The following is a 19,016-nucleotide window of genomic DNA, read 5'->3' as shown; positions in this document are numbered from 1 at the left end:
CAAGTTGTCATCTGACAAATTCTCATCCGACCCGTCATCATTCGACGCATCATCACCTGAAAAAGCCACCCGGAGTACCGATCCAAAGTGTCTGACCACGACTACGATTTGTTTGTTATCGGAGCAGGATCCGGCGGCGTTCGAGCGGCCAGACTTGCGGCTCAGCTCGGCAAGCGCGTCGGCATCGCCGAGGAATACCGTGTCGGCGGTACCTGCGTCATTCGCGGCTGCGTGCCGAAGAAGCTTTTGGTCTATGGCAGCCGCTATGGAGCTGAGATCGAAGATGCCAAGGCTTTCGGCTGGTCCTATGACAACCTTGCGTTCGATTGGTCCACGCTGATCCATAATGTGCAGCGCGAGGTCGATAGGCTCAACGGCGTCTATACGCGTACCCTCGAGAATAACGGGGTCGACCGCTTCCTGACGCGGGCCACGGTGGAGGGGCCACATAGCGTGCGCCTCGCCGATCGCGAGGAGGCCGTGTCGGCCGAGTACATCCTGGTCGCCACCGGTTCGGCGCCGGCCTTTCCCTCCATACCGGGAGCGGAACATTTCATCAGCTCAAACGAGTGCTTCAAGTTCGAGGCGCTGCCCCAGAGCATTGTCATTCTGGGGGCCGGCTATATCGGCATGGAGTTCGCCTCGATCTTCGCAGGGCTGGGCGTCGAGGTCACGGTTGTCCATCGCGGCGAACAGATCCTGCGCGGTTTCGACAAGGACTTGTGCGACACCGTCGCAGAGGCCTTGCGCGATCGCGGCGTGGACTTGCGGATGTGCACAAATATTACCTCGGTCGAGAAGGACGGCGACGGATACCGTGTCGCGCTGACGGACGGCGATTGTCTTCATGCGTCGAAGGTCATGGCGGCGACCGGCCGCACGCCAAACACGAAGGGGCTGGGGCTCGAAGCCGTCGGCGTCGAACTCGGCAACAACGGCAAGGTGATCGTGGACGCCTATTCGAGAACGGCCGTCGACAGTATCTATGCCGTTGGCGATGTGACCGACCGCGCCAATCTCACGCCGGTCGCGATCCGTGAGGGGACGGCTTTTGTGGAGACGGTGTTCGAAGATCGTCCCAAGGCGATGGACTACGGCTTCATCCCGACGGCGGTTTTCACCGAGCCCGAGATCGGGACTGTGGGACTCACGGAAGAGGAGGCGCGCGAGAACCATGCGATCGATGTCTACAAGACGAGCTTTCGGCCCATGCGTGCGACCATCAGCGGGCGCGGTGAGCAGGTGTTCATGAAGCTGATTGTGGACGTGGAGACCGACAAAGTTCTCGGCCTGCATATGGTCGGGCCGGATGCAGCCGAAATCGTTCAGATGGCGGCGATCCCCTTGCGGCTCGGCGCGACCAAGGCCGATTTCGACGCCACGATGGCGCTTCATCCCAGCATGGCGGAAGAGTTTGTAACCCTGCGGCAGAAATGGGAGCCGCCAACACCAATCAAGGGATCAGATGCGGCGGCTTGAGGAAAAAATAGCACTCGTAACGGGCGGGGGCGCAGGCATCGGCCGCGCCATCAGCGAGACTTTCGCGCGTGAAGGCGCGCATGTGATTGTTGCGGATATCGACGGCGAAGCGGCCAAGGAGACGGCCGATCAAATCGTCAAGTCGAACGGTGCCGCCGAGGCGCAAACCGTCGACATCACGGACACGGCGGAAGTTCAGGCGTTGATGGCGGCTATCAAGGATGCCCATGGTCGGCTGGATGTGCTCGTCAACAATGCGGGCGTCGGCGCGCGCGCGGACTTCCGCCATCTGACGGACGAGGACTGGGAGAAGGTGTGGTCCGTCAATCTCGACGGGACCGTGAAATGCGCGCGGGAGGCCTTCGACCTGATGCGCGCGTCGGGCAAGGCCTCGATCATCAATCTGTCTTCGGTGATGTCGGCCAAGCATACGCGTCAGATGGCGGTCTACTCTGCCACCAAAGGCGCGGTGTCGGCGTTGTCACGCAGTCTCGCGGTCGAATACGCACCCTACGGTATCCGGGTGAACACGCTGCTTCCGGGCTATGTGGAGACGGCGCTGATCGGCCGCTATCTGAAGAATCCCGGCATCGCGAAGGCGCTCCTCACCCAGACGCCGCTCCGGCGGTTCGGGACGCCTGAAGACATCGCCAATGCCGCATTGTTCCTGGCGTCCGACGAGGCGGCCTATATCACGGGTGCCGCGCTAAACGTCGATGGCGGGATGCAGACGACCCTCTAGCAAGATTCGCCGGACGTATGGTTCTCAGGTAGACGGACGCTCAGTCCCGTGTCGGTGAAGTAGGCTTCCTTCAACGGGGGCGCTTCCACGGTCGTGTCGCCTCTGAGCACCGACAGTAGCGCTTGCGGGTCAGCGGCGTTCCCCAGCAATCCGTTATGATCGGACGGCGCGGCCGAGATCGTTTTCGCGCGATAGACTTCAACCTGCTCGATGCCGGACTCCATGGCGAAACGGCATACGCCCCGGATGTATAGCTTGTTGAATTCGTTCTCCGCAGTCTGCTGAGCGGCGTAGGCAATGTTGACATACTGCCAGTAGACCCCGTCTCCGCGTTTCTGACGTTTGCGATCAAGAGCGACAGCTTCTTCGATCAGCCGCTGCGCGAGCCAGTCGTCGTTGTGGTGCGCCGCGGCTTCGCGCAGGTCATCCACGCAGACTGTGAGGTCGCCCCGCTGGGGGGAGGACTCGTGCTCCGGAGACACTTCGGGAGGTGCTACTGGTTGCGGGGATTTCTCTTGGGGCCATTCGATGTCCAACTCCGACGTCATACATTGGCGAACGCGCCGGCAAAGATTTTGATAGCGGAGCCCCATCTGCGAGCCTCATCCCTGATGCGATTTATCCCATCGTTGAAGGCCGCAACTAATAATTTGTAAAAACGAAGGTCGGGGTCTTAGACAGTAGGCCCATGACAATTTCCCCATACATTACGGTACGTTACGCATTTTCTCGGATTACGTGTGGTTGTGAGCTTTCGCACTCTATATGCACAGTACACGGATCATCTTAGGCGAGACTCACAGTCGCCAGCGGGATGCAGATGACGCAGTAGGGAAGGCCGCGAAGGAAGAGATCTGTCTTAGGCGTTCTCGCCTTCCAGCACGGCTTTGGTGCCGGCACCGGGGACGGCGGCGGTCTCCGCCACGAGTTCGTCGACAACGGCGATCAGGGCTTCATGCTGGGATGCGCCGGCGGCCTTGGCCTTCTCGTAGCATTTGAGCTGGCGGTCGGCGCTGGTGCCGCGTTGCAGAATCGTGCGGGCATGTGCGACCTCGCGCGTGCAGCCAAAATAGGCCGCATCCTCGGCGACGAGTTCGAACAGTTCCTCGATTAGATGCGAGAAGGGCACCATGGCGCCGCGGCCGAAATCGACCATACCTTCCTCGATGCCGTAGCGCTGGGCGCGCCAGCGGTTTTCGCGGATGAGAAACGGCGGGTAGTGGCGCCAGCGCTGGTTCTGCCGGCGGAGCCGGTAGAGAAGGCGCAGGATGCACTGGAATAGGGCGGCGATGGCGACGGCGTCCTCGATCAACGGACAGACATCGGTGACCCGCATCTCGAGGGTCGGGAACCGTGCCGAAGGGCGCAGGTCCCACCAGATCTTGGTGGCGTCCTCGATCAAGCCGGCGCTCACCATGAGTTCGATGGTGCGCTCGTATTCGCTGTAGCTGGAAAAGGTGTGCGGAATGCCCGTGCGCGGCAATTCGTCGAACACTGACAGCCTGTAGGATTTGAGGCCCGTTGCCTCACCCTGCCAAAATGGCGACGACGTCGACAGCGCCAGGAGATGCGGCAGGAAGTAAGGGGCTTGGCTGAGGAGATCGATCCGAAGGTCGTCGTCGTCGATGCCCACATGGACATGCATGCCGCAGATCACCAGCCGGCGGACCACGTATTGAAGGTCCTGAGCGAGCAGGTTGTAGCGCTCTTTGTTTGTGTGGTGCTGACTATCCCAATGCGCGAAAGGGTGCGTCGAGGCGGCGATAGGAGCCAGACCGAACTCCGCGGCGGTCGCTCCCACAGTCGAACGGAGTTCAACCAGCTGGTCGCGGGCTTCTTGCACCGAACGGCAGACATGGGTGCCGACCTCGATCTGGGACCGAAGAAATTCAGGGCTGACCTGACCGCCCGAGGCCTCTTCGGCTTTGGCCAGCAACTCGGCCGGCGGTTCGGGGGCAAGGTCGCGAGTCTGTTTATCGACGAGAAGATACTCTTCCTCGATGCCGATGCTGAATGTCGGTTCTTTGGTCGCCATGGGGATTCAGCTCGATCTCGATGGATGAATCGGTTTCGCAGGTGAGTGTCGCATACTCGTCCGTGTTCGGGGAGGTCAAAGACCGCTAGACCAACCCTTGCAGCCAATGACCGACGAGATAGGCGACACTCGCGGCGAGCATGCCGATGACGAGAGTCTCGGATCCGGCGGACCACCAAGATTTGGGCGACCAGCGGCTGCGAATGGACCCGATAGCGAAGAAGACCGCGGCGGTCATGATCGTAGAGGGCCATTCGGGCCGGTCCACCCTGGCGAGATAGGGGAGTAGAGGGACGCTGCCGCAAACGACGAAGGCGATGAACGTGTAGAGCGCCGCACGAGCGGGCGAGCGCTGGACGGCGGCCATGCCGTGCTCCTCCGTCATCATCGCTTCGACCCAGCTCTCCCGGTGCTGGCTGAGCACGGTGACGACCGTTTCGAGGGCCTCTCCTTCGAAGCCTTTGCTCCGGAAAATCTGACGGATCTCCTCGCGCTCGCCTTCGGGGGCGAGGTCGATATGGCGCTCTTCCATGCGGCGGAGTTGCTCGTATTCGTCGCGCTCGGCCTTGGTGCCTGTGAAGTTGCTCGCGGCCATGGAGAACCCGTCCGCGAGAAGGTTGGCGAGGCCCAGAATGACGACCACGGTGGCCGACAGATTGGCGCCTACGACACCGGCCATGACGGCGAACGTGGTCACCGTGCCGTCGATGCCGCCATAGACCCAATCGCGCAGATAGCTGACGCGCGGACCGTGATGCAGCCGCCGAGCGATTTCGCGAGGGTTGTGGCTGTGTTCAAGCTGAGGCAAGAGTTTAGGTTCCTTCCCGCGTCATTATCGGTTATTTGGCAGGCCCCGCGATAGAGAAGTGATCGCGATCCCCCGCTAGCCACAGTCATTTCAAGTGCTTATATAGCGGGGACTTAACTGGAGAATGAGAATGGCACCGCGTTGGAGCCCCGATAGCTGGCGTTCAAAGCCGATTGAACAGGTTCCGGAGTACCCGGATCCCTCCGCCCTGTCCGAAGTCGAGCAGCAGCTTGCCTCGTTTCCGCCGCTTGTTTTTGCAGGCGAGGCGCGGGAGCTGAAGGCGAAGCTTGGCCGCGTCGCGCAAGGGGAGGCCTTCCTGCTGCAAGGCGGCGACTGCGCGGAGAGCTTCGCGGAGCACGGACCGGACACGATTCGCGACTTCTTCCGGGTGTTTCTGCAGATGGCTGTGGTGCTCACCTATGCGGGCGGGTCGCCCGTGGTCAAGGTCGGCCGCATCGCTGGCCAGTTCGCGAAGCCGCGTTCGTCGTCCACCGAGACGTCGGATGGGGTCTCCTTGCCGAGCTATCGCGGCGACATCATCAACGGTATCGAATTTTCAGAGCTGGATCGCAATCCCGATCCGCAGCGCATGCACATGGCCTATCGTCAGGCCGCGGCCACGCTCAATCTGCTTCGCGCGTTCTCGCAAGGCGGTTACGCAAATCTCGAGCATGTGCATCAGTGGAATCTCGGCTTTGTCGAAGACAGCCCAGCGGGTCACCGCTATCAGGAGCTTTCCGACGATATCGCCCAAACGCTGCGCTTCATGCGCGCGATCGGGCTGACGCCCGAGAATACGCCGCAACTGCGGTCGACGAGCCTGTACACGAGCCATGAGGCGCTGCTGCTTGGTTACGAGCAGGCGCTGACCCGAATCGATTCCACGTCGGGCGATTGGTACGCCACGTCGGGCCATTTTCTGTGGGCCGGCGACCGGACGCGCCAGCTCGACCATGCACATCTCGAATTCCTGCGCGGGGTCAAGAATCCCATCGGCGTGAAGTGCGGGCCGAGCCTCGATTCGGACGAACTGCTGCGGCTGATCGATCTCTTAAGCCCGCAGAACGAGCCGGGACGTTTGACGCTGATCTGCCGTTTCGGCGCAGACAAGGTGGGAGACCATTTGCCGGCGCTGATCCGCGCGGTCGAACGCGAAGGCAAGACGGTGGTGTGGACCTGCGATCCGATGCACGGCAACACGATTAAGGCCGGCAGCGGATACAAGACGCGGCCGTTCGACTTGATCGTCAAGGAGGCGGAAGCCTTCTTCGACGTGCATCGCGCCGAAGGCACTCACGCCGGCGGCATCCATGTGGAGATGACGGGCAACAACGTCACCGAATGTGTCGGCGGCGCGAAGGCGGTCACCGAGACCGACCTGTCCGACCGGTATCACACCCACTGCGATCCCCGGCTCAATGCCGATCAGTCGATCGAGCTGGCCTTCATCGTGGCGGCGCGTCTGCGCCGCGAGCGGGAAGGCCGGCCCGTGCCTCAAGTCTCCGTCGCGGCAGGCGAGTAGTCGGGATGCGGGGGGCGGGCCTAGCGCACGCCCCGCTTCCGGGCGCTGCCGGGCTTCGGCCGCCGCAACCTTTCCATTTGAGTTGATTCCATGGGCAGTGAAACCAAGGACTCATTCAAGCTCGCGCTCGCGCAGGCCAACCCTGTCCTCGGCGACTTGGACGGCAATCTCGAAACTGCATGGGGATTGCGGGAGGGCTTTGCCGCGTCCGGCGCGGATTTGGTGGTCTTTTCCGAACTCTTCCTGACCGGGTATCCGCTGGAGGATCTCGTGTTGAAGCCGGCCTTGCAGCGTGCGGCGCGCGCCGCGTGCGAGGACCTGGCGGCGCGCACCAAAGATGGCGGGCCGGCCGTGCTGATGGGTGTTCCCTGGGCGGAAGGCGACGATGTCTACAATGCGGTCGCGTTGCTGGACGAGGGCCGCATCGCCGCCGTGCGGTACAAGCATGTCTTGCCCAATTACGGCGTGTTCGACGAGAAGCGGGTCTTTGCGCCGGGGCCGATCCCCGAGCCGATCGCCTTCCGGGGGCTCAAGCTGGGCGTTCCGATCTGCGAAGACATTTGGGAGGAGGGCATTTGCGCATCCCTGGCCGAGGCCGGGGCCGATCTCCTGATCGTGCCCAATGGCTCGCCCTATTGGATGGGGAAGCAGGCGATCCGCTACGGCGTGGCCGAGGCACGGGTCGCCGAAGCGAAACGCCCGCTCGTCTATCTCAACCAGTTCGGCGGACAGGACGAGCTGGTGTTCGACGGCGCCTCCTTCGTGCTCAACGCCGATGGAAAATGCGTGGTGCAAATGCCGGCTTGGCAGGATGCGGCGCTCGTCACTGATTGGCACCGCGACGCGGACGGCTGGCGTTGCGCACAAGGCGAGATCGCGGCCATCGAGGCCGGCGATTCAGCCAACTATCTGGCCTGTGTCACGGGCCTTCGCGACTACATCGACAAGAACGGTTTCCCCGGCGTCGTGCTGGGCCTGTCGGGCGGCATCGACTCGGCGCTGTGCGCGGTGATGGCCGTGGACGCGCTGGGCGCCGACCGAGTCCACTGCATCATGCTGCCGTACGAGTACACCAGCAGCGAGAGCCTGACTGACGCGGAGCAGATCGCGAAAGCGCTGGGCGTCCGCTACGACATCGTGCCGATCCATGACGGCGTCGACGGCCTGGGCGCGTGCCTCTCGGAGGTGCTGGGCGGCCCGCCGGACGGCTTCACGGCGGAGAATCTGCAGTCCCGGACGCGCGGCACGCTCTTGATGGCGGTGTCCAACAAGCTCGGGCCGCTCGTGCTGACAACCGGGAACAAGTCTGAGGTTTCAGTCGGTTACGCGACTTTGTATGGCGATATGAACGGCGGGTTCAATCCCATCAAGGACCTGTATAAGGGCCAGGTTTATGCACTGTCGCGCTATCGCAATCAGAACCGGCCGAAGGGATGCCTCGGGCCCGACGGCGTGATCATCCCGGAGAATGTCCTCACCAAGGACCCGTCGGCGGAACTGAAGCCCGATCAGCGGGACGTGGATTCCCTGCCGCCCTATCCGGTGCTGGACGACATCCTCAATTGCCTTGTGGAGCGCGAACTCTCCGTACCGGAGATCGTGGAGCGCGGGCACGACGTCGAAATGGTCAAGAAGGTCGAGCGCATGCTCTATCTCGCCGAGTACAAGCGCCGCCAGGCCGCGCCCGGCGTCAAAATCACCGAGCGAAATTTCGGCCGGGACCGGCGCTATCCGATCACCAACAAGTTCCGCGAGATCACTTAGATGACTGTCACCGTCCGCTTCGCGCCGAGCCCCACCGGGCGGCTGCATGCCGGCAATATCCGCACCGCGATCATCAATGCGCTGTTCGCCCGGAAGGCCGGCGGGACCTTCATCTTGCGCCTCGACGACACGGACAAGGAACGCTCGACGGAAGCGTTCGCGCGCGGCATCGAGGAGGACATCGCCTGGCTGGGCATCGAGTGGTCAGAGAAGGTCAGGCAGTCGGATCGGCTCGCCCGGTATGATGCGGCCGTCGAGAAGCTGAAGGAGATGGGCCGTCTTTATCCCGCCTACGAGACGCCCGAGGAACTGGAACTCAAGCGCAAGCGTCAGCTCGCGCGCGGCAAGCCGCCCGTCTACGATCGGGCTGCTCTTGAGCTGACCGACGAGGACAAGGCGGCGCTCGAGGCCGAGGGGCGCAAACCCCATTGGCGCTTCAAGCTGGAGCCGCGCGACGTGGTCTGGGAAGATCTCGTGCGGGGCCGGCAGCATGTGGATGCGGGCTCCCTGTCCGATCCCGTCCTGATCCGCGGCGACGGCACCTTCCTCTACACGCTGCCGAGCGTGGTCGACGACATCGATCTCGGCGTTACCCATGTCATTCGCGGCGAGGATCATGTGGCCAACACGGCGCCGCAGATCCAGCTCTTCGAGGCGCTGAGCGCTAAGGCGCCCGATTTCGGGCATCACAATCTTCTCGTGGGCGCCGAGGGGCAGGCTCTGTCGAAGCGCGACAAGTCCCTGTCGATCCAGGGCATGCGCGAGGAGGGGCTCGAACCGCTTGCCGTGGTCAGCTACGCGGCGACGATCGGCACCAGCGATCCGATCGCGCCCCACGACAGTCTGGACGTGCTCGCAGAGGCCTTCGACTTCGGCAAGCTGTCGCGGGCGCCGGCCAGGTTCGATCCGCACGAGCTTGGCCTTCTGAACGCCAAGCTGCTGCACACCCTCCCGTTCTCCGCCGTTGCCGACCGGCTCGCGGAGCTGGGCGTGACCGGCGGCGAGGCGTTTTGGGACGCGGTTCGGGGCAATCTCGAGGTGCTCAAAGACGCGAAGGACTGGTGGACCGTGGTCACGGGCCCGATCGAGCCGGTCATTGACGATCCGGACTTTTGCGCTGCTGCCGTGGAGTTGCTGCCGCTTGAGCCTTGGGACGAAGAAACCTGGGGAACGTGGACCGGCGCCGTTAAGGCCGAGACGGGAGCCAAGGGAAAGGCACTGTTCCAGCCCTTAAGACTTGCGCTGACCGGACAGCCTCACGGGCCGGAACTGAAGCAGTTACTGCCGTTGATCGGCCGGGAGCGGGCGCTAAAGCGCCTGCGCGGGGAGGCTGCGTAAAGACGCTCGCTAGTTCGGGGTCGGCGCGGATTTCTTGACGAACGAAGACTGGCCCTGTGGCGGAGCTTCGGACGCGGCCTGGGGCGCGGGTTGCGCCGCTGGCGGCGGCTGGAAGCCCGGAGGCACGGGCACCTGCAAAGTCGGTGCGCCGTTTTGGGCCGCTTGCGGCGGCGGCGTGATCTGCAATTCGGACGGCGATGCGCCCCCGATATCCAGATTGAGCTGCGGGGGCGGTCCGCTCGGTTCGGGCTGGGCCTCGGGCGCGGCCGGCGCCTGCGGTGCCGCGGACGCTTGGGTCGCGCCGTCCTCGGGCATCCCTTGCGCCTTCTGGTTGGCCTCCTGGATCTCCATCGGGTTGTACTCGGACTTCTTGCACGAGCACCCCTTTACGAACTCCTTGCGGTAGCGGAGCGCCACGGGCAGATCCATGTAGGGCGAGCCGCTCAGCGAGATCGCCTGTTCGATCTCCTGGCCGGGATTGCGGTAGACGTAGAGCTCGGCCGGCGCGGCGCAGCTCGCCTGGCATCTCTGCGCGTCCTGGCCGGCCTGGCTGCCGTAGGTGGAGTAATGGATCGGGAAATAGAAGCCGTCGCAGAGGCGCACACACACGGTCCGGTACCGGCCGTTGGGATTGATGCTGCGATAGATCGGCGTCTGGTACTCCTGGCGGGGGCCGCCGAAGAAGTCGAAGAAACCGCCGTTCGACTGAGGCACGCCGCTACAACCATTCTGCTGCATGGCGCGCTGGAGTTCTTGCTGCCGGCGCCGGTTGCCGCCGCCGCCTAGCGAGGCGCGCTGCGCCTGCAGGCGCTCGACCTGGCGCCGCGCATCTTCGACGCGGGAGTTAAGGCTCAGACACCGAGGCGTCCTCTTCAGAGCCCGTCCGAAAATGAGCATGCGTTCGTAGCAGCCAGCCCGGTCCATTTCCGACTTCACGGCCCTGTGCGCCTGCGTGGCTTGGTTGAGTTCCTGATTGAGCGAGATCAGCTCGGGATTGTTGCCGCCACCGCCGCTGGCCGCATCCAGTTCCTGCTGCAGCTGCATGCAGCGGATATCCTGCTCGGACTGGGCGAAGCCGTCGCCGGACAGTGTCAGGCAGCCGAGCGCCAGCGCGCCCAGGCCGGCAATGGCCCGCGCTGAGAAAGGCGCCGGATGCGCCGCGCTTGGCGCGAAAACACGCCGAAAACCGCGATGGACCCTCACGACGGTCAATCCAATCCTTGGGGAAACCTCAATTGCACATTATGCGCGCAAAGAATCTTCGGTCAATGCGGCATGAATAAGATGGTTTGCTTGACGATTTGGCGGTTTGCCGCCATAAGCGGGACCAAGATGATGTACCCGCAATCGAACCTTAGCATTTCTGGCTGCATTATTCCGCGCTAGCAAAATAGCTCGCACGGGTCGTCCTTCTTTTTACTTCTCCATTCATCACCGACGAACATCCGGCGGGCCTCAAGCCGAAGGGCTTAGTCAGTGTCGCTTACGATCTACAATACGCTCACCCGCAGCAAGGAGGTCTTCACGCCTCTCGATCCGGGCAATGTGCGCCTCTATGTCTGCGGGCCGACCGTCTACGACTACGCGCATATCGGCAACGCGCGGCCCGTCATCGTGTTCGACTTGCTGTTTCGCCTGCTGCGGCACCTCTACGGCCCCGATCACGTGACCTACGTCCGCAACATCACGGACGTGGACGACAAGATCAACGCGCGCGCGGCCCGCGACTATCCGGACCTGCCGCTGAACGAAGCGATCCGCAAGGTCACCGAGCAGACCGAGGCGCAGTTCCACGAGGACATGCACGCCCTCGGAGCGCTCGACCCCACGGTCGAGCCGCGCGCCACCGAGCATATCGAGCAGATGCGCGCCATGATCGATCGCCTGATTGCCAAGGGCAGCGCCTATGTGGCCGAGGGCCACGTGCTGTTCAGCGTTTCGTCGATGGCGGACTACGGGAAGCTCTCCGGCCGTTCCGTGGACGAGATGATGGCGGGCGCGCGGGTCGAGGTCGCGCCTTTCAAGAAGGACCCGATGGATTTCGTGCTGTGGAAGCCGTCAAAGCCCGGCGAGCCGTCCTGGCCGTCGCCGGGAGATATCGAGACGCCGGGGCGCCCGGGCTGGCACATCGAGTGCTCGGCCATGTCCGCCGCCCATCTCGGCGAGGTGTTCGACATCCATGGCGGCGGCATCGACCTCGTCTTCCCGCACCACGAGAACGAGATCGCCCAGTCGCGTTGCGCCCACGGCACCGACGTCATGGCGCAGGTCTGGATGCACAACGGCTTCCTGCAGGTGGAAGGTGAGAAGATGTCGAAGAGCCTCGGCAACTTCGTCACCGTGCATGAGCTGCTGACCGGGTGGCAGGGCTATGCCTGGCCGGGCGAGGCGCTCCGGTTCAACATGTTCCGCACCCACTATCGCCAGCCACTCGACTGGACGTTTGTCAGTCTCGACGAGTCCCACAAGACGCTGTGGGATTGGTACGGCGAGCTGGAAGCCCACGAGCCGGCGTCCGAAGTTCCGCAGGCGATCGTCGATGCGCTGTTGGACGATTTGAACACGCCGAAGGTCATCGCCGAACTGCACAAGCTTCATGGCGCCAAGGAGTATGCCGCGCTTCGAGCCGCGCTCGGTTTCCTGGGCTTCTCCGGACAGCGTGCCAATATCGAGCGTAAGACCCTGGACGGCAGTGACCAGGTGGACAGCGCTGCCGTGGACCAGTTGATCGCCGGCCGGCTCGAAGCCCGCAAAGCGAAAGACTTTGCCGAAGCGGACCGCATTCGCGACGAGCTGCAGGCCATGGGTATTGTTCTGAAAGACGCGAAGAATCCGGAGACGGGTGAGTTGGAGACAACCTGGGAGGTCGCGCGATGAGTGCCGAAGCCAATCCGCAACTCGCGTTGCGCCCCATGTTGCCCGGCGAAGCGCCGCTGCTCGCCGAGATCTTCCGCGCGAGCATCATGGAGCTGACTCAGGACGAATACGAGGTCGAGCAGCAGGAAGCCTGGATCGCGGACGCGAATAACGAGGAGGCCTTCGCCAAGACTCTTGCCGACCATACGACGATCGTCGCGACCATGGGCGGCTCGCCGGTGGGCTTCGGCTCGCTCGAGACGGACAGCAAGGTCGGGTTCCTTTATGTGCATCCCGCCGCGGTGGAGCGTGGCGTCGGCACGTTGCTGGCCGATGCGCTCGAGAAAATCGCGGCGGGCCGCGGCGCCAAATCGTTGAGTGTGGACGCCAGCGACAGTGCGTTCGATTTCTTCAACAAGCGCGGCTATGCCGCTCAGCAGCGCAACAGCGTCCGGCGCGGCGACGAGTGGCTGTCCAATACGACGATGAAGAAGACCCTGCCGGGGCCGGAGACAGTGCAATGAGCAACTTCCTGAAAGACACCCCGTTCAAGGGTTCGAAGGGCATTTATCTGGCGATCAAGCTGGCGGTGCTGGTGTTGGCGGTGCTGCTCGCCCTGCGCTTCGTCTTCGGTGTGGTGTAGGTCATGGCGCGCGAAACTCTCTCCCTATACGACACGACCTTGCGGGACGGCGCCCAGACCCACGGCGTCGATTTCTCCCTCGACGACAAGCTGCTGATCGCCGAGCAGCTCGACAAGCTGGGTCTCGACTATGTCGAGGCTGGTTATCCGGGCGCGAACCCTATCGATACGGAACTCTTTTCCGAGGACCGCAAGGTCGGCGCCAAGGTCACGGCTTTCGGCATGACGAAGCGGCCAGGCCGGTCGATCTCCAACGATCCCGGCTTCCAGGCGCTTCTTGCGGCCGAGGCGGATGCGATCTGTCTCGTGGGCAAGACGTGGGACTTCCACGTGGACGTCGCGCTCGGAATCACGCTCGAGGAGAATCTCGCGGGCATCAAGGAGTCCGTCGAGACGGTCGTCGCCTCGGGCCGCGAAGCGCTGCTCGACTGCGAGCATTTCTTCGACGGCTACAAGGCCAATCCCGATTACGCGCTTGCGTGCGCGAAGACCGCCTATGACGCGGGCGCGCGGTGGGTCGTGCTCTGCGACACCAATGGCGGCACGTTGCCGGAAGAGGTCGAGGCGATCGTGGCGGAGGTTGTTGCGCATATCCCGGGCGACCACGTCGGCATTCACGTTCACAACGACACCGACAATGGCGTTGCCAATTCGCTGGCGGCGGTGCGGGCCGGCGCACGGCAGATTCAGGGCACGCTGAACGGTATCGGCGAGCGTTGCGGCAACGCGAACCTGACTTCGATCATTCCCACGCTGCTGCTCAAGAGCGGCTATGCGGATCGCTTCGAAACGAAGATCACGCCGGAGAAGCTCACCACGCTGACCCACGCCTCGCGCATCCTGGACGAGATGCTGAACCAGGCCCCCGACCGGCACGCGCCCTATGTGGGCGAGGCGGCGTTCGCGCACAAAGGCGGCATTCACGTCTCGGCCGTGAAGAAGGACCCGCGCACATATGAGCATGTGCCGCCGGAGAGCGTCGGCAATGTGCGCAAGCTTCTGGTGTCCAACCAGGGCGGCAGGTCGAATATTCTGGCGGAGCTCGAGAGCATCGGCCTAACCGTGTCCAAGGACGATCCGCGGGTTGGCCGTCTTGTGGAGTTGGTGAAGGAACGCGAGGCGGTCGGGTACGCCTACGAAGCGGCGGAAGCGTCGTTCGAGCTCCTGGCGCGGCGCATGCTGGAGACCGTGCCCCAGTTCTTCGATATCGACTCGTTCCGGGTCATGGTCGAGCGCCGCCACAATGCACTCGGCGAGCTCGTGACGATCTCTGAAGCCACGGTGAAGGCGCGTATCGACGGCGACTCGGTGATGTCGGTCGGCGAGGGCAACGGTCCCATCAACGCTCTCGACAATGCGCTTCGGAAGGATCTCGGTCCGTATCAGAGTTACATCGACGATCTTAAGCTCGTGGACTACAAGGTCCGTATCCTGACAGGCGGCACGGACGCGGTGACGCGCGTTCTGGTCGAGAGCCGCGACGGTGAGGGGCGCCGCTGGTTCACGGTCGGCGTTTCCCCGAATATCGTCGATGCGTCGTTCGAGGCGCTGCTCGACTCGATCAACTATAAGCTGATCCGTGACGGCGCGCCGGCGCCTTCCTAGAGCTTCTCAACCACGCGGTATTTTGGCTTCGGTTCCTCTTCCAGCTCGGCGAGCAGGCGGTGGATGACGGGCAGCACGTCTTCGGCGCTGTCCGCCACGCACATCTTAAGCTCGAAGCCGGAGCGGATGAAGTTGTGCTCCATCATCCGGTCGAACAGTTCCAGCAGCGGATCCCAGAAGCCGTGAATGTTCACGAGCACGATCGGCTTCTTGTGTTGTCCGAGCTGGGACCAGGTTAGCTGCTCGACGAATTCCTCGAGCGTGCCGATGCCGCCGGGCAGTGCAACGAAAGCGTCGGACTTCTCGTACATGAGATGTTTGCGCTCGTGCATGGTGTCGACGATGACCAGTTCGTGCACGTCGACGAGCATGCGTTCGCGGTCGTGAAGAAATTCGGGCATGATGCCGGTGACATGGCCACCGCTGTCGATGACCGAGCGGGCCACAATGCCCATCAGCCCCAAGTCTCCGCCGCCATAAACGAGGTTGGTCCCGGCTTCCGCAAGCGCTTCTCCGAGCGCGCGGGCTGCGTCCGTGAAGGCCGGATTGTGTCCCGCGCCGGACCCGCAATACACGCAGACGGTCTCAACTTTGCTGCGATCTCGCGTCATGAAAGCTCCTGCGGCATGCCGCTCTCCGGCGGTTCGATGTTTGCCGGCATCTGGCATCGGCTCGGGTGAATCGTCAAGAATCCGAATGGCATATGCTTCTTGCCGATCGGTATGGCAGTGGCATGAACGATTGGATAGGGTTCAGCCCCGCAGGGCGGCTTGTGGCGCGATCACCGCGACAGCGCCGCCGCAACAACAGACCGAAACGGTTGAGCGAACGAGGAAACAAGTAAGATGAATGCGTTCAGAATACTCGCAGGTGTGGCCGCGATGGCCGCCACGATGTGTCTCTTCCAGGGCACCGGGGCCTTCGCGGAGGACGCCGCGCCGGACGCCGACGTGGTCGGGTCCGCATCGTCGGCCTCTCACAAGGCGCCGATCAAGGTGGATGTCGTCGACTACAAACGCGCGGAGGATGGCCCCGGGACGTTGAAGATGTCGGGCAAGGCCATTCCAGGTCTGGATTTGCATATCTTCGTGGACGGCAGGCCGTTCGCATTGGTCAAGGTGCCCGAAGGCGAGAGCACGTGGACCATCGAGGATCAGATTCAGCTGGACGACAACGTGCATTTGGTGCGCGTCCAGCAGTTCGACGAGAAAACCCAAATGCCGGCCGCAACCGCGATGTTCCGGCTGAAGCTCTCCCCGCCAAGTCCGGAGGATTTGGCCGCGCCACCGCCCCGTCCTGAGTAACGGGTATCCCGGCGGGCTTGCGGTCAGCGGGCTTGGCGCTGGGGCGCACGCGGGCTATATCGATAGGCATGGAGGGGGCGGCCGTGAAGGCTGCCCCTTTTCCGATGCGCGACCGATCCCGCCCGCTTATGGGCCGCGGCCTCGCGCCTTGAGCATCGGACCGGTAAGCGAGCGCGCGGCGCGATAGCCTGTTGAAAGTAAAGCCGTTTTTATGAGAGATCGACTGCCGCAATCGACCAGCGACACCCTGCTATCGGGCCGGGCCAGCCAGGCGTCCGTCTTGCAGGAGCTGCTGCCCTATGTCTGGCAGCAGGGGCGGCGCGATCTGCAAGCGCGCGTGGTCCTGGCGTTCGTCGCGCTTGTGCTGGCCAAGGTGGTCACGCTGGCGGTCCCGATCGCCTACAAAAACGCGGTCGACTACCTCACCGGGGCCGAGCAGGGCGCGGGCGCCGCGGCGGGCACGAGCGTCCTCGGTATCGCGATCGTCCCCGTGATGCTGATCGTGGCCTACGGCGTCGGGCGCGTACTCATGGTGCTGTTCGCCCAGCTCCGCGACGTCATCTTCACGGTCGTGACCCAGAACGCGGTCCGCCAGCTCGCGAACCGGACCTTCCGCCATCTGCACAGCCTGTCCCTCAAGTTCCACCTGGAGCGGCGCACGGGCGGGCTGAACCGCGTGATCGAGCGCGGTGTGAACGGCGTCGACACGATCTTGCGGATGGCGATCCTGAACATGATCCCGACTGCGGTGGAACTTGTGATGATCGCAGGCCTCGTGGCCTGGTATTTCGGTTGGGTGTATGTCGCGGTGCTGTTCGTGATGGTCGTGGCCTATGTGTGGTTCACCTTCTTCGCCACGGAAAAGCGGCTCGCCATCCGCCGGGACATGAACGAGAGCGATACTGAGGCCAACTCCAAGGCCGTCGACAGCCTACTCAATTTCGAGACGGTCAAATATTTCGGCAACGAGGATCTCGAGGCTCGGCGCTTCGATGCGTCCATGGCGCGCTACGAGAAGGCTGCCGTGCGCACCTACACGACGCTCGGGTTTCTGAACTCCGGACAGGCCATCATCTTCAGCACTGGCATGGTCGTGTGCATGCTGCTCGCCGCGCGCGACGTCTCCCAGGGCATCCTGACCGTCGGCGACTTCGTGATGATCAACGCCATTCTGATCCAACTCTTCATGCCGCTGAATTTCATGGGCATGGTCTATCGCGAGATCAAGCAGGGGCTGGTGGACATGGAGACCATGTTCGCGCTTCTGAAGGAGCCCGCCGAGATCGTGGACCATCCGGACGCGCAGCCGCTGCGCGTCGACAACGGTGCAATCGCCTTCAAGAACGTCTCCTTCGCCTACGAGCCGGGCCGGCCGATCCTGAAGGACATTTCCTTCGAGGTGCCTCCGGGAAAGATGGTCGCCATTGTGGGGCCGTCGGGCGCGGGCAAGTCGACCATCTCGCGCATCCTGTTCCGATTCTACGAGGTGAACCAGGGCGCGGTTACCATCGACGGACAGAACATCCAGGACGTGACCCAACGCTCGCTGCGCGCGGCGATCGGTATGGTTCCGCAGGACACGGTGCTGTTCAACGATACGATCGAGTACAACATCCGCTACGGGCGTCCCGATGCGACCGAGGCCGAGGTTCACGAGGCCGCGCGGCTGGCGCAGATCGACGGATTCATTCTGGCGCTGCCCCAAGGCTATGACTCTCTTGTCGGCGAGCGCGGGCTGAAACTTTCCGGCGGCGAGAAACAGCGCGTGGCGATCGCCCGGACGATATTGAAGGCGCCGCCCATTCTGATGCTGGACGAGGCGACGTCCGCGCTCGATAGCCATACGGAAAAAGAAATCCAGGATGCGCTCGAGCAGGTAGCGCGCGACCGCACGAGCCTTGTCATCGCGCACCGGCTGTCGACCGTGATCCATGCGGACAACATCATCGTGCTCGAGCAGGGGCGCATCGTGGAGCAGGGACGTCACGCAGATCTTCTCGCAAAGGATGGCCTGTATGCGAGCCTGTGGGCCCGCCAGCGCGAAGCGGACGAAGCCCGCGAAATTCTGGCTCATGCACGCGAGGCCGAAGATGCCGAAGAACAGCACGAAGGGCGGAGCGGCGCGGGTTCGCCGGAAGAGCCTGTTGACGGCGATCGGCTTGAAGAGGACGAGATGCTGGCGTCGAGCTAGCCACGGGAACGGGAGGGGTTATGGACGACCGGCACAACCTGCTTGATACAATTGCGAACGCCTTCGTGCCCATCCATCCAGATGGCTACAAGTTCGTGGCGATTGGTGCGATCGCGACGTTGGTCTTCTTCTTATTCGCGCCGACACTCGGCTGGCTCTGCGCGCTGCTAACCGTGTTCTGCGCGTACTTTTTCCGCGACCCGGAGCGTGTGACACCGGACCGTCCGGGGCTCGTGGTGAGCGCAGCGGACGGCAAAGTGTCGGGCGTGGTCGAAGATGTCATGGCTCCGCGGGAGCTGGCGCTGGGGACGGCAGAGCTGACGCGCGTCTCCGTGTTCTTGTCCGTGTTCGATGTGCACATCATCCGCGCGCCGGTCGGCGGCAAGATCATCCACAGCACGTACGTGCATGGGGCCTTCTTCAATGCCGAACTCGACAAGGCGAGCGAGGAGAACGAGCGCCAGGCTTTCGTGATCGAGACCAAGTCCGGCACAAAGATCGGCGTCGTCCTCATTGCCGGGCTTGTGGCACGCCGTATCGTCCCCTTTGTGGGCGATGGTGATAGTCTGGAGGCCGGACAGCGGATCGGCTTGATCCGCTTCGGAAGCCGTGTGGATCTGTATCTGCCCCAGGACAGCGATGTCCTGGGCGAGGTCGGTCAAACGGCCATCGCCGCCGAGACGGTGCTTGCCGTCTTGCCGGGCGAGGTCAAGGGAAGGGCGTAAAGGC

Annotated in this window: 17 protein-coding genes; 12 read left to right on the top strand and 5 right to left on the bottom strand. The window is 63.2% G+C overall.

Annotated features, from left to right (window positions below):
- Positions 1-87: 87 nt before the first annotated feature.
- A complete protein-coding gene (gene gor, locus GL4_RS12020) occupies positions 88-1,479 on the top strand; it encodes a glutathione-disulfide reductase (RefSeq protein ID WP_045367886.1) in 1,392 nt (463 codons plus the stop codon).
- Entirely contained in the window at positions 1,466-2,221 is a 756-nt protein-coding gene (locus GL4_RS12015; protein WP_045367883.1) for an SDR family NAD(P)-dependent oxidoreductase, read from the top strand. Before gor ends, GL4_RS12015 begins: the two co-directional genes overlap by 14 nt.
- On the opposite strand, the gene GL4_RS12010 is transcribed toward GL4_RS12015, so the two are convergent.
- The 3 genes from GL4_RS12010 to GL4_RS12000 all read right to left on the bottom strand — a co-directional run bounded on the left by GL4_RS12010 (position 2,218) and on the right by GL4_RS12000 (position 5,064).
- On the bottom strand, positions 2,218-2,769 hold the full coding sequence (locus GL4_RS12010) for a hypothetical protein (protein ID WP_045367880.1): 552 nt from the start codon (positions 2,767-2,769) through the stop codon (positions 2,218-2,220). The genes GL4_RS12015 and GL4_RS12010 overlap by 4 nt on opposite strands.
- Positions 2,770-3,080: 311 nt before the next feature.
- Positions 3,081-4,256 carry a carboxylate-amine ligase gene (locus GL4_RS12005; protein WP_045367877.1) on the bottom strand — a complete coding sequence of 392 codons (1,176 nt, stop codon included), beginning with the start codon at positions 4,254-4,256 and terminating at the stop codon, positions 3,081-3,083.
- An 85-nt stretch (positions 4,257-4,341) separates the two neighbouring features.
- Entirely contained in the window at positions 4,342-5,064 is a 723-nt protein-coding gene (locus tag GL4_RS12000; RefSeq protein WP_045367874.1) for a VIT1/CCC1 transporter family protein, read from the bottom strand.
- A gap of 130 nt (positions 5,065-5,194) precedes the next feature.
- On the opposite strand from GL4_RS12000, the gene GL4_RS11995 reads away from it, so the two are divergent.
- The 3 genes from GL4_RS11995 (at position 5,195) to gltX (ending at position 9,688) form a co-directional block, all read left to right on the top strand.
- Positions 5,195-6,586, top strand: a complete 1,392-nt coding sequence (locus GL4_RS11995; protein ID WP_045370049.1) for a class II 3-deoxy-7-phosphoheptulonate synthase — start codon at positions 5,195-5,197, stop codon at positions 6,584-6,586.
- Between the two features lie 90 nt (positions 6,587-6,676).
- Positions 6,677-8,350: an NAD+ synthase gene (locus GL4_RS11990; RefSeq protein ID WP_045367871.1), complete on the top strand. Its 1,674-nt coding sequence runs from the start codon at positions 6,677-6,679 to the stop codon at positions 8,348-8,350.
- The gene (gene gltX / locus GL4_RS11985; RefSeq protein ID WP_045367867.1) at positions 8,351-9,688 is read left to right on the top strand and encodes a glutamate--tRNA ligase; all 1,338 of its coding nucleotides are present in this window, start codon (positions 8,351-8,353) and stop codon (positions 9,686-9,688) included.
- A 9-nt stretch (positions 9,689-9,697) separates the two neighbouring features.
- On the opposite strand, the gene GL4_RS16825 is transcribed toward gltX, so the two are convergent.
- Positions 9,698-10,891, bottom strand: a complete 1,194-nt coding sequence (locus GL4_RS16825) for a DUF2865 domain-containing protein (protein WP_156137560.1) — start codon at positions 10,889-10,891, stop codon at positions 9,698-9,700.
- Positions 10,892-11,164: 273 nt separating this feature from the next.
- On the opposite strand from GL4_RS16825, the gene cysS reads away from it, so the two are divergent.
- The 4 genes from cysS to cimA are packed head-to-tail and all read left to right on the top strand — an operon-like array spanning position 11,165 to position 14,792.
- On the top strand, positions 11,165-12,565 hold the full coding sequence (cysS, locus tag GL4_RS11975) for a cysteine--tRNA ligase (RefSeq protein WP_045367864.1): 1,401 nt from the start codon (positions 11,165-11,167) through the stop codon (positions 12,563-12,565).
- Positions 12,562-13,068: a GNAT family N-acetyltransferase gene (locus GL4_RS11970; RefSeq protein WP_045367862.1), complete on the top strand. Its 507-nt coding sequence runs from the start codon at positions 12,562-12,564 to the stop codon at positions 13,066-13,068. Before cysS ends, GL4_RS11970 begins: the two co-directional genes overlap by 4 nt.
- Positions 13,065-13,187: a hypothetical protein gene (locus GL4_RS18115; RefSeq protein ID WP_280136137.1), complete on the top strand. Its 123-nt coding sequence runs from the start codon at positions 13,065-13,067 to the stop codon at positions 13,185-13,187. Before GL4_RS11970 ends, GL4_RS18115 begins: the two co-directional genes overlap by 4 nt.
- 3 nt (positions 13,188-13,190) lie before the next feature.
- A complete protein-coding gene (gene cimA, locus GL4_RS11965) occupies positions 13,191-14,792 on the top strand; it encodes a citramalate synthase (RefSeq protein ID WP_045367859.1) in 1,602 nt (533 codons plus the stop codon).
- On the opposite strand, the gene GL4_RS11960 is transcribed toward cimA, so the two are convergent.
- Positions 14,789-15,403, bottom strand: a complete 615-nt coding sequence (locus GL4_RS11960; RefSeq protein WP_045370046.1) for an LOG family protein — start codon at positions 15,401-15,403, stop codon at positions 14,789-14,791. The two genes, cimA and GL4_RS11960, sit on opposite strands and share 4 nt — an antisense overlap.
- A 234-nt stretch (positions 15,404-15,637) precedes the next feature.
- Here GL4_RS11960 and GL4_RS11955 point away from each other — a divergent pair, with 234 nt between their 5' ends.
- From GL4_RS11955 to GL4_RS11945, 3 genes are all read left to right on the top strand, one after another.
- Positions 15,638-16,096, top strand: a complete 459-nt coding sequence (locus GL4_RS11955) for a hypothetical protein (protein WP_156137558.1) — start codon at positions 15,638-15,640, stop codon at positions 16,094-16,096.
- Positions 16,097-16,307: 211 nt separating this feature from the next.
- Positions 16,308-18,287, top strand: a complete 1,980-nt coding sequence (locus GL4_RS11950; protein WP_082025638.1) for an ABCB family ABC transporter ATP-binding protein/permease — start codon at positions 16,308-16,310, stop codon at positions 18,285-18,287.
- Positions 18,288-18,307: 20 nt separating this feature from the next.
- Positions 18,308-19,012 (top strand): phosphatidylserine decarboxylase, encoded by a 705-nt coding sequence (locus tag GL4_RS11945; RefSeq protein ID WP_045367853.1) that lies wholly within the window; start codon positions 18,308-18,310, stop codon positions 19,010-19,012.
- Positions 19,013-19,016 lie beyond the last annotated feature (4 nt).

This window comes from Methyloceanibacter caenitepidi (assembly GCF_000828475.1).
GTDB classification, from domain to species: Bacteria; Pseudomonadota; Alphaproteobacteria; order Rhizobiales; family Methyloligellaceae; genus Methyloceanibacter; species Methyloceanibacter caenitepidi.
This window is presented reverse-complemented; position numbering and strand designations above follow the sequence as displayed.

Bases quoted from the DNA above. Each gene is read 5' to 3' on its own strand.
- GL4_RS11955 (WP_156137558.1), top strand. From the start codon at position 15,638: ATGAATGCGTTCAGAATACTCGCAGGTGTGGCCGCGATGGCCGCCACG.
- cimA (WP_045367859.1), top strand. From the start codon at position 13,191: ATGGCGCGCGAAACTCTCTCCCTATACGACACGACCTTGCGGGACGGC.
- GL4_RS12005 (WP_045367877.1), bottom strand. From the start codon at position 4,256: ATGGCGACCAAAGAACCGACATTCAGCATCGGCATCGAGGAAGAGTAT.
- GL4_RS11945 (WP_045367853.1), top strand. From the start codon at position 18,308: ATGGACGACCGGCACAACCTGCTTGATACAATTGCGAACGCCTTCGTG.
- GL4_RS11990 (WP_045367871.1), top strand. From the start codon at position 6,677: ATGGGCAGTGAAACCAAGGACTCATTCAAGCTCGCGCTCGCGCAGGCC.
- GL4_RS11970 (WP_045367862.1), top strand. From the start codon at position 12,562: ATGAGTGCCGAAGCCAATCCGCAACTCGCGTTGCGCCCCATGTTGCCC.
- GL4_RS11950 (WP_082025638.1), top strand. From the start codon at position 16,308: ATGAGAGATCGACTGCCGCAATCGACCAGCGACACCCTGCTATCGGGC.
- GL4_RS18115 (WP_280136137.1), top strand. From the start codon at position 13,065: ATGAGCAACTTCCTGAAAGACACCCCGTTCAAGGGTTCGAAGGGCATT.
- GL4_RS11960 (WP_045370046.1), bottom strand. From the start codon at position 15,403: ATGACGCGAGATCGCAGCAAAGTTGAGACCGTCTGCGTGTATTGCGGG.
- GL4_RS12010 (WP_045367880.1), bottom strand. From the start codon at position 2,769: ATGACGTCGGAGTTGGACATCGAATGGCCCCAAGAGAAATCCCCGCAA.
- GL4_RS12015 (WP_045367883.1), top strand. From the start codon at position 1,466: ATGCGGCGGCTTGAGGAAAAAATAGCACTCGTAACGGGCGGGGGCGCA.
- gltX (WP_045367867.1), top strand. From the start codon at position 8,351: ATGACTGTCACCGTCCGCTTCGCGCCGAGCCCCACCGGGCGGCTGCAT.
- GL4_RS11995 (WP_045370049.1), top strand. From the start codon at position 5,195: ATGGCACCGCGTTGGAGCCCCGATAGCTGGCGTTCAAAGCCGATTGAA.